This is a genomic window from Candidatus Planktophila sp., from assembly GCF_044348745.1.
Classification (GTDB): Bacteria; Actinomycetota; Actinomycetes; order Nanopelagicales; family Nanopelagicaceae; genus Planktophila.
The window spans coordinates 1-9,838 of record NZ_JBIKSG010000035.1; the positions used below are offsets into that span (position 1 = coordinate 1).

General features: G+C 46.5%; 9 protein-coding genes. All 9 read left to right on the forward strand.

All coding sequences use genetic code 11. The features are described 5' to 3' along the window. Positions 1 to 107 precede the first annotated feature (107 nt). The gene (rodA, locus tag AC9UH7_RS05460; RefSeq protein WP_509596041.1) at positions 108 to 1,268 is read left to right on the forward strand and encodes a rod shape-determining protein RodA; all 1,161 of its coding nucleotides are present in this window, start codon (positions 108 to 110) and stop codon (positions 1,266 to 1,268) included. A gap of 155 nt (positions 1,269 to 1,423) precedes the next feature. Then, positions 1,424 to 3,586 (forward strand): Rne/Rng family ribonuclease, encoded by a 2,163-nt coding sequence (locus AC9UH7_RS05465; RefSeq protein WP_509596043.1) that lies wholly within the window; start codon positions 1,424 to 1,426, stop codon positions 3,584 to 3,586. Between the two features lie 84 nt (positions 3,587 to 3,670). Beyond that, complete coding sequence (rpsT, locus tag AC9UH7_RS05470) at positions 3,671 to 3,940, forward strand: 30S ribosomal protein S20 (protein ID WP_509525551.1); 270 nt, start codon at positions 3,671 to 3,673, stop codon at positions 3,938 to 3,940. Positions 3,941 to 3,972: 32 nt separating this feature from the next. Beyond that, the gene (gene lepA, locus AC9UH7_RS05475) at positions 3,973 to 5,853 is read left to right on the forward strand and encodes a translation elongation factor 4 (RefSeq protein WP_509596045.1); all 1,881 of its coding nucleotides are present in this window, start codon (positions 3,973 to 3,975) and stop codon (positions 5,851 to 5,853) included. A gap of 56 nt (positions 5,854 to 5,909) precedes the next feature. Further along, complete coding sequence (locus AC9UH7_RS05480; protein WP_509596047.1) at positions 5,910 to 6,389, forward strand: hypothetical protein; 480 nt, start codon at positions 5,910 to 5,912, stop codon at positions 6,387 to 6,389. Between the two features lie 71 nt (positions 6,390 to 6,460). Continuing rightward, complete coding sequence (gene hemW, locus AC9UH7_RS05485) at positions 6,461 to 7,582, forward strand: radical SAM family heme chaperone HemW (RefSeq protein WP_509596049.1); 1,122 nt, start codon at positions 6,461 to 6,463, stop codon at positions 7,580 to 7,582. 14 nt (positions 7,583 to 7,596) lie between these two features. Further along, complete coding sequence (locus tag AC9UH7_RS05490) at positions 7,597 to 8,325, forward strand: HrcA family transcriptional regulator (RefSeq protein WP_509596051.1); 729 nt, start codon at positions 7,597 to 7,599, stop codon at positions 8,323 to 8,325. Beyond that, the gene (gene dnaJ / locus AC9UH7_RS05495) at positions 8,326 to 9,438 is read left to right on the forward strand and encodes a molecular chaperone DnaJ (RefSeq protein ID WP_509596053.1); all 1,113 of its coding nucleotides are present in this window, start codon (positions 8,326 to 8,328) and stop codon (positions 9,436 to 9,438) included. Further along, positions 9,438 to 9,838: RsmE family RNA methyltransferase (locus tag AC9UH7_RS05500; RefSeq protein WP_509596054.1), on the forward strand; the 401-nt coding region annotated here is incomplete at its 3' end. The genes dnaJ and AC9UH7_RS05500, both read left to right, overlap by 1 nt.

Here is a 9,838-nt window from a genome sequence, read left to right on the forward strand (position 1 = left end):
GTCTCAGGTAATAAAATTATTCCTGGCGCGGCGTTGTTCCCTGAAGGAAAGCCACCTATGCAATTGCCTAAGATTTCACCTGCAACCAAGCCAAAGGAGACGGGTAAGTGAGCTCCATACAAGCTCGCCAGCGTCGATATCGACGTGAGCGTCAATCCTTTTTCCACGGTTTTGATCCTGTTTTAACAGCCGTTGTTGGTCTCTTATTATTTATTGGAACACTTTTGGTGTGGGCTGCAACCCGTGACTGGTATATCCGCAATGGTTTAGATGGGCAGTACTACTTAAAGCGTCACACCATTAATATCCTGATTGGCTTAGTCCTGGCATATGGCGTAACTGTTATTGATTACAGATTATTGCGTGCCTACACCCCATTTTTGTGGGGTGCTGGAGTTCTGGGATTAGTAATTGTTTTGATTCCTGGACTAGGTAGTGAAGTAAACGGTGCGAAGGCTTGGATCGCTCTGCCTGGCGGATTTCAAATTCAACCAGCAGAGCTAGCAAAGATTTCTATCATTATTGGAATGTCCATGATTTTGTCAGAACGCACACACGATAGCGATGGACCTTCAAGCGCCGATGTTTTGCAATCATTAGCAATTGCTGCAATTCCAGTGTTGCTGATCATTCTGCAACCTGACATGGGAACAATTCTTATCATTTCTGCTGCAGTGGTCACAATCATTGCAGTTTCGGGAGCACCGGCACGTTGGGTAACAGCGTTGTTGTTACTTGCTGTCCTTGGTGGATTTGTTGCCGTGAAAGCTGGAGTTGTCAGTGAGTACCAGGTAAATCGTTTACAGACATTTGTTGATCCAAGTGCAGATACACAAGGTGCTGGATATCAATTGCGACAAGCTCGCATCACTGTGGGATCTGGTGGCTTGTTGGGCACTGGTTTGTTTAATGGCCCACAGACAAATGGTCGATTTGTCCCAGAGCAACAAACTGACTTTATCTTTACAGTCGCAGGAGAAGAGCTTGGATTTCTAGGTAGTGGTGCAATTTTGATTCTCTATCTAATTTTATTGATGCGAGGGTTTTCCATTGCCCGGCGAACGAGTGATCCTTTTGGGCGATTAGTGTGCACAGGAGTAATTGCCTGGTTTGCTTTTCAGATTTTTGAGAATATTGGAATGACCTTGGGGTTGATGCCCATGACCGGCGTGCCCTTGCCATTCATTTCCTATGGTGGCTCGTCGATGTTTGCCACTTTGATCGGAATAGGCTTGTTACAGAATGTTCACGCTCGTTTACGCGGGTAAATAGGCAAAACGCCCCCGCTCTGCCATAATTAGGTCACTAGTTCAGCGCGGCTCGCGATCAATCGCGAAACAAGCCCAGCGCGAACGGTACGGAAAACCCAACAGGATTTTTTAAGAAGACAGTCTGCACAAGCAGACACAAAGGATTTGGTGCCATGGCGATTGAGCCTAAAACACCGCGCAAGCGTGCGGTTAAGAAAGCATCTGCGAAAGCAGATACCCCCGTTACTGAGGTAACTGAGGAAAAGAAAACTACCCGTAAAAAGACTGCAGCAGTTCCAGTCCCAATCTTTCAAGCAGCACCTGAAAAGCCGGCTGCTAAAAAAGAGGTAACTGAGAGCAAGCCACGTAAGAAGGCTGCTGCAAAAAATGATGCAACAGATGTGTCAGAAAAACCCGCTGTTGCTAATGATTCAGAGAGTTCAGATTCCGAAGATCGCGCTAGCCGCAATCGTCGTCGCCGTCGTGGTGGCCGTGGTCGCCGCAAGCCAGGTGCTGCAGATGCAGGCACAAATGAAGGTAATGATGAGAATTCAAGTGACGAATCCACAGATGATGAATCAGCTGAGGGTTCAACCTCTACCCGTCGCCGTCGTCGCCGTCGTGCAACTGGTGAAGGTGTAACACCAGGGGAGACCATTGAAGAAGATGGTGTCATCACTGTAGTTAAGGTCCGTGAAAAGCGTGAGCGTGTAGAGCGTCCAGCTCGACCTGATCGCAATGATCGCAATAACCGAAACCGTCGTGATCGCAATGATCGTAACGATCGTAACGATCGTGGTGGACGAAGTGAGTATCGCGAGCCATATCGCAAGCGCGGAACAATCATTACTGATGGAGAATTCCTAGCTCGTCGCGAAAACGTTGATCGCGAAATGTTGGTTCGCCAAATTGCAGACCGCACACAGATTGCAGTTATCGAAGATGGCGTCATGGTTGAGCACTATGTCAATCGCAATAGCAACCAGTCATATGTTGGTAACGTTTATTTGGGTCGTGTCCAAAATGTTTTGCCTTCTATGGAAGCGGCATTCGTTGATATTGGTAAGGGACGCAACGCTGTTCTCTATGCGGGTGAAGTGAATTGGGATGCAGCTGGTATTTCAGAGTCTGCGCCACGCAAAATTGAAACAGTTCTAAAGACGGGCCAGCCAGTATTAGTGCAGGTAACAAAGGATCCAATTGGCCAAAAGGGTGCACGCCTAACTAGCCAGATTTCATTACCAGGACGCTATGTTGTTTATGTTCCAGGTGGTGGAATGTCTGGTATTTCAAAGCGTTTGCCGGAAGAAGAACGTGCACGTTTGAAGTCAATCTTGAAGAACTTAATCCCAGAAGAAGCTGGCGTGATTGTTCGTACCGCTGCAGAAGGTGTAAGTGAAGAGGATCTGACAAATGATGTAGCCCGTCTGAAAGCGCAATGGGAAGACATCTATGCAAAGAGTCAGAATTCAAACTTTCATCCACCCGCTGCTCTTTATGAAGAGCCTGATTTGGCTGTTCGAGTTATTCGCGATATTTTCAATGAAGATTTCCGCAAGCTAACTGTTCAGGGTTCAACTGCCTGGGATGAAGTTACAAACTATCTCGGCTTTATTGCTCCAGAACTAACTCAGAAGATTGAGAAATACACCGGAACAGGTGACTTGTTTGCTGACTTCCGCGTTGAAGAACAACTTGCAAAGGCTTTTGATCGCAAGGTGTATCTGCCTTCAGGTGGATCACTGGTGATTGATCGCACTGAAGCAATGGTTGTTATTGACGTTAACACCGGTAAGTTCATCGGTAAGGGTGGAAACCTTGAAGAGACTGTTACCAAGAACAATTTGGAAGCTGCAGAAGAGATTGCACGTCAACTACGTCTTCGCGACCTTGGTGGAATTGTTGTCATCGACTTCATCGATATGATTCTTGAATCAAATCGTGAAGCTGTATTGCGTCGTTTGGTTGAATGTCTTGGTCGCGATCGCACAAAGCACCAGGTGGCAGAAGTTACATCTCTTGGTCTAGTTCAGATGACACGTAAGCGTGTTGGTCAAGGACTCATTGAAGCCTTCTCAACTACCTGTGATTCATGTAGTGGGCGCGGTATTCATATTCATATGGAGCCAGTGAAGATGAAAGCTCCAATGCCTCAGATCGATACTCCTTCCTCCCAGCATGAAGATGCTGATGAAAAGGATGCAACTGCTCATGAATTCCACGAATCTCTCAATGATGAGCCCAAGACCCAGGAGCCAGAAGTTCCAAAGGTCGAGGTGCAGACCGGTGGCCGCAAACGCCGCCGTGCCTCTTCCTCAGGCATCATTACCGCCTAGATCTAACCCCGATTTGAGCCTGAGCGCTCTAATCGGTACCCTTACCCCTCAACGCAAAAACCTAAAGTTCGGAGAACTACGCACGTGGCAAATATCAAGTCTCAGATCAAGCGCATCAAGACCAACGAGAAGGCACGCCTTCGTAACAAGTCTGTGAGCTCATCTATCAAGACAGCCGTACGTAAGTTCCGCGACGCTGTTGCTGCAGGAGATTCTGCTGCGATCACAACAGAGCTACGCGCTGCATCACAGTCACTAGATGTTGCAGTTCAAAAGGGTGTTCTTCACAAGAACTCTGCTGCAAACAAGAAGTCTTCAATGGCTAAGGCAGCTGCCAAAGCCGGCGCACGTTAATCCCTTTACTACTTTAAAGCGAGGCTAGGTTCATGCCTGCAATTTCACTTGCTAAGGCGCCACAACCAGCATCAACAAATCCGGCGCAGATTCGTAACTTCTGCATTATTGCCCACATTGATCACGGTAAATCAACTCTTGCCGATCGTATGTTGGGAATTACCGAAGTTGTAGAAGCTCGCAATATGCGTGCGCAATATCTAGATCGCATGGATATCGAACGCGAACGCGGAATCACCATTAAATCTCAAGCAGTTCGTTTGCCATGGAGATCATCTCTAGATGGCGGCGAATACATCCTGAACATGATCGACACACCAGGTCACGTTGACTTTACTTATGAAGTGTCGCGCTCGCTAGCAGCATGCGAAGGCGCAGTGCTACTTGTTGATTGCGCACAAGGAATCGAAGCACAAACACTTGCAAACCTTTATCTTGCAATGGAGAACAACCTAACAATCATTCCGGTGCTTAACAAAATCGATCTGCCTAACGCACAACCTGAAAAGTTTGCAGCAGAACTTGCACGACTAATTGGCTGCCAGCCTGAAGATTGTTTAAGAGTTTCCGGTAAAACTGGAGATGGTGTGGCAGATTTGTTAGATCAAATTGTTGCTCAAATCCCGGCACCAGTTGGAGATCCAAATGCACCAGCACGTGCACTTATCTTTGACTCTGTTTATGATGCATATCGCGGAGTAGTTACCTACGTCCGTGTGGTTGATGGTCACTTGTCACCACGTGAGCAGATTCAAATGTTCTCAACTGGTGTGCGCCACGAAGCTCTAGAAGTCGGCGTCATTTCACCTGAACCACTTGCTTCAAAAGGTCTTGGGGTTGGCGAGGTAGGGTATTTAATTACAGGCGTTAAGGATGTTCGCCAATCACGTGTGGGTGACACCATTACTACCTATAACAACCCAACAAAGACCGCACTTGCTGGATATAAAGATCCAAAGCCGATGGTTTTCTCTGGACTGTTCCCATTAGATGGTGCTGATTTTCCTATTCTTCGTGAAGCGCTCGATAAATTGCAGTTAAATGATGCAGCCCTTGTCTATGAACCAGAAAGTTCTGCAGCTCTTGGCTTTGGTTTCCGTTGCGGATTCTTAGGCCTGCTTCACATGGAAATCGTGCGCGAACGCCTTGAGCGCGAACACAAACTCAACCTTATTTCCACAGCACCCAACGTTGTTTATAACGTAAACATGGAAGATGGAAAGTCAGTTCGTGTAACTAATCCATCTGAGTTTCCTGATGGCAAGGTAGCTGCAGTCTTTGAACCGATTGTTAAATCCACAATTCTTGCTCCATCTGAATACATCGGAACCATCATGGAGCTTTGCCAAGACCGCCGTGGCGTCTTGCTAGGCATGGATTACATTTCAGAGGATCGCGTTGAGATTCGCTATGACCTACCACTGGCTGAAATTGTTTTCGACTTCTTTGATCAACTAAAGAGTCGCACGAAGGGTTATGCATCCTTAGATTACGAAGAAAAGGGCGAATCCGAAGGTAACTTGGTAAAGGTTGACATCTTGCTACAAGGTGAAGCAGTTGATGCATTTAGCGCGATTGTTCACCGTGATAAAGCATATGCCTATGGCGTAATGATGACCGGCAAGCTTCGCGAACTGATTCCACGTCAACAGTTCGAAGTTCCGATTCAAGCAGCAATTGGTGCACGCATCATTGCTCGCGAAAGTATCCGCGCAATCCGCAAGGATGTATTGGCCAAGTGTTACGGCGGAGATATTTCACGTAAGCGTAAACTTTTGGAAAAGCAAAAAGAGGGTAAGAAGCGCATGAAGATGGTGGGACGTGTTGAAGTTCCACAAGAAGCCTTCGTGGCAGCCCTTGCTACGGACGCGGACATCGAACAGATCAAGGCTGCGCGTAAAGCAGGGCAGTAGCGCCTTTTGTTCGAGTCAAACCATAAAGTCACAGATAGCTCTGATAACTTATGGCTATGAGAATCTCTTTCCGGTCAAAATTTCTAGTCGTCATTGCACTCTTCGGATCCCTCTTTTTGTCAGGCTGTGGATCATCCGGAGTTGAGAATGAAAGCATTCGCGCCAGCAATTGTGCATTAATCGCTGACTGGAATATCTACTCAAATGATCCATCCACTGATTACTATCAAGGAAATTTGAACAGCTATGAGACTGAAAGCCTCAAAGAAGATCTTCTCTGGAGCAAACTCCAAACTGGAGATAAGTCTTATGATGCAATAGTTGAGTTGCGCAAACTAAGTTACAACCAGCATTTTTGGATCGCCCCACCTATGGGTGAAAAAATCACACTCGAAAATGTAGCTACCTACACAGCCGGTGAAGATATGTTTGACGACGAAACAAGTTGGAAGATAATTGAGAATGTAAGGGCTAGTTGTCCAGCATTCCCAAAGGAGTATTTGGCTGAAATGTTTAGTCCAGTTTTGAACATGTAGTACTGCAGTTCTCAAGTATTTGCTAAAAACTGGGCGCATTACCTGAACAGAATTACACATAGAATGTACGCATGACGCTTTCGTTTTATGTGCATATCCCGTACTGCATAAAGCGCTGTGGCTACTGCGACTTCAACACTTACACCCCAACAGAACTTCAAGATGGAGCGACTCTAGAGATCGTTAGCAATGATTATATCGATGCGGTGTTGCGTGAATTAGAGGCTGCACCTAAAGATGCTGTCCCAACAATCTTCTTTGGCGGTGGCACACCATCGCTTCTTCCAGCAGATGATTTAGGCCGAGTTATTTCCGCAATCAAAGCGCGTAATGGATTGGCAACCGATTGTGAAATCACCCTTGAGGCAAATCCAGATTCAGTAACTGCAGAAAAGCTGACTCGTTGTTTTGAAGTTGGCTTCAATCGAGTTTCCTTTGGAATGCAATCTGCAAAGCCGCATGTACTGGCGGCACTTGATCGCACACACAATCCTGCAAATGTGGAAAAGGCAGTTTCTATGGCTCGTGCTGCAGGCTTTAAATCAATTAGCGTTGATTTGATTTATGGCACACCAGGGGAGTCCTTGGATGATTGGCGCGAAACAGTGAGTGCGGCTTTGGCTCTTGATATCGACCACATAAGTGCTTATGCATTAATTGTTGAAACAGGAACCAAACTTGCAGCACAGATTAAGCGCGGTGATTTAACAATGCCCAATGATGACTTAATGGCTGATATGTATTTGTTAGTTGATCAGATGTGTGAAGACGCAGGACTTACTTGGTATGAACTTTCAAACTGGTCTAAGCCAGGACATGAGTGTCGACACAATATTGCGTATTGGCGCAATAAAAACTGGTGGGGTCTTGGCCCTGGAGCGCACTCTCATGTTGATGGAAAACGGTTCTGGAATCTCAAGCACCCAACTACTTATAAGCAAAAGCTTTTTGCAGGCGAATCACCTATTTTGGAAAGTGAGCAATTAACCCTGGATCAAATCAAGGATGAGGTGATTCTGCTCGGCATTCGGATGCGAGAAGGGTTAGAGATTGCACTCCTTCAACCCCACCAGTTAGAGGTATTGGGTGAGTATCGCTATAACGGTTTTGTTGAAATCAACGAGGAGCACGTTCTCTTGACCCCTGCCGGGCGCTTGATCGCAGATCGAATCGTGCGAGAAATAACTATCTAGTACCCTTGGGACAAATGTCATCACGTCGTCTTGAAATCCTCCGCGCAATTGTCGATGAGTACGTTGCGACCCAAGAACCTGTCGGTTCTAAGTCAATAGCCGATCATCATGGACTCGGAATTTCACCTGCCACAATTCGAAATGAAATGGCAGTTCTTGAAGATGAAGGCTTGATTACACAGCCTCACACAAGTGCTGGACGTATTCCTACAGATCTGGGATATCGAGTTTTTGTAGATAAATTGGCAACCGTTAAGCAGCTTTCAACTGCCGAGCGCAGAGCGATTGAAACATTTCTTCAAGGCTCTAATGATTTAGAAGAGTTATTGAAACGCTCTGCCAAGTTATTAGCAGATATCACTAAGCAGGTTGCGGTGGTCACATATCCGATCATTGGAGAGAGCCGCGAGAAGATGGCTATTTCAGGAACTGCAAACCTGGCTCGTTCTGGAGAAGATTTAGGTCTTACGCTTTCGCCTATTCTTGAAGCATTAGAAGAACAAGTAGTTATTTTGCGTTTACTAGATGAGGCACGTTCAACTGTGCACGTGCGAATCGGCAGTGAGCAGAATGAGACAAATCTTCAATCAACATCGTTAGTAACTGTCGGTTACGGCGTTGAGTCTGCCCAACATGGGGCGGTAGGAGTTTTGGGGCCAACTCGAATGGATTATGCAGGCTCTATTGCTGCAGTTGATGCGGTTGCCAGATACGTTGAACGATTCATAAACGAGGGTCCATAAGTGGCAGATCATTATCAAACTTTAGGTGTCACAAAAGGTGCCAGCTCGGATGAGATTAAAAAGGCTTATCGCAAACTAGCTCGTGAACTACATCCTGACGTGAATCCTGATCCGCATACGCAGGAAAAGTTTAAAGAAGTTACTGAAGCCTATGATGTTTTAAGTGACCCACAAAAGCGTCAAAACTATGACATGGGTGGAAGCAACTTTGGTGGTGGCTTTGGTGGCGCAAACTTTGGTGGTGGATTTAGCGACATCATGGATGCTTTCTTTGGTGGTGGTGGATCACGTGGGCCACGTCCACGCACACGTGCCGGACAAGATTCATTAATTCGCATTCAAGTTGATCTCAATGAAGCTTGCTTTGGAACAGAACGCGAAATCACGGTTGAGTCAGCTGTTGTGTGCCCTAAGTGCACGGGCACAGGTTGTTTAGATGGAGATCATCCTGAAACGTGTATGACATGTAAGGGACGGGGAGAAACGCAACAAGTTGTCCGCTCTGTGATCGGGCAAGTGATGACTTCAAGACCATGTAATGCATGTCAGGGATATGGCAGCGTTATTAAGAGTCCATGTCGTGAGTGTGCTGGCGAAGGACGCGTGCGTAGTCGTCAAACAATTGATGTGAAGATTCCTGCAGGCGTTGAAACTGGCAACAGAATTCAAATGTCTGGTCGTGGCGAAGTTGGCGCAGGAGGCGGACCAGCAGGTGATTTGTATGTTGAAATAGTTGAAGAGCGTCATGAATATCTAGTGCGCGAAGGCGACACATTACATATGGCGCTGGAAGTAACCATGATTGCCGCAGCACTTGGCACAACAGTTACCGTTGAGTCATTAGACGGCCCAGTTGATGTCAACATCAAGCCAGGAACACAAAGTGGAACTCCAATCGTTGTTAAGGGTAAAGGAATGACCCGATTGCGTCGAGGCGATCGAGGCGATCTGATTGTTCATGTGGAAGTAATAACTCCAACGAAGTTAAGTAAGGATGAAGAGAAGATCCTGCGCTCATTTGCTGAAGCTCGTGGCGAAAAAGCCAATGAAGCGCATGTTAAAGGTCAGGATGGATCAATCTTTAGCAAACTTAAGGGAGTGTTCCACAAGTAATGTTCACACTTTTTTTCGTAGATGAATTACCCACGACTGTTGGTGGTACCTACGAGTTTGCCAATGAGGATGCCAATCATGCAATTCGGGTGTTACGTATGCAGGTGGGCGCAGAATTTATGCTCAGTGATGGCAAGGGATCTTGGTCTCAGGTTGTAGCCCAAGAGGTAAGCAAGAAGTCTATGAAGGTTCAAGTTGTCGAATCAGGTTTTCAAGAGCCACTAGCTACAACAATCACAGTTGTTCAAGCGCTACCTAAGGGTGATCGAGCAAAAGAGTGCATTGAGTTGTTAACAGAAGCCGGTGTTGATCGGATTGTTCCGTGGGTTTCAACCCGCAGTATTGGTAAAGGTTCAGACAAATTTGCAATCACTGCGCGGGAAGCGAGTAAGCAATCGCG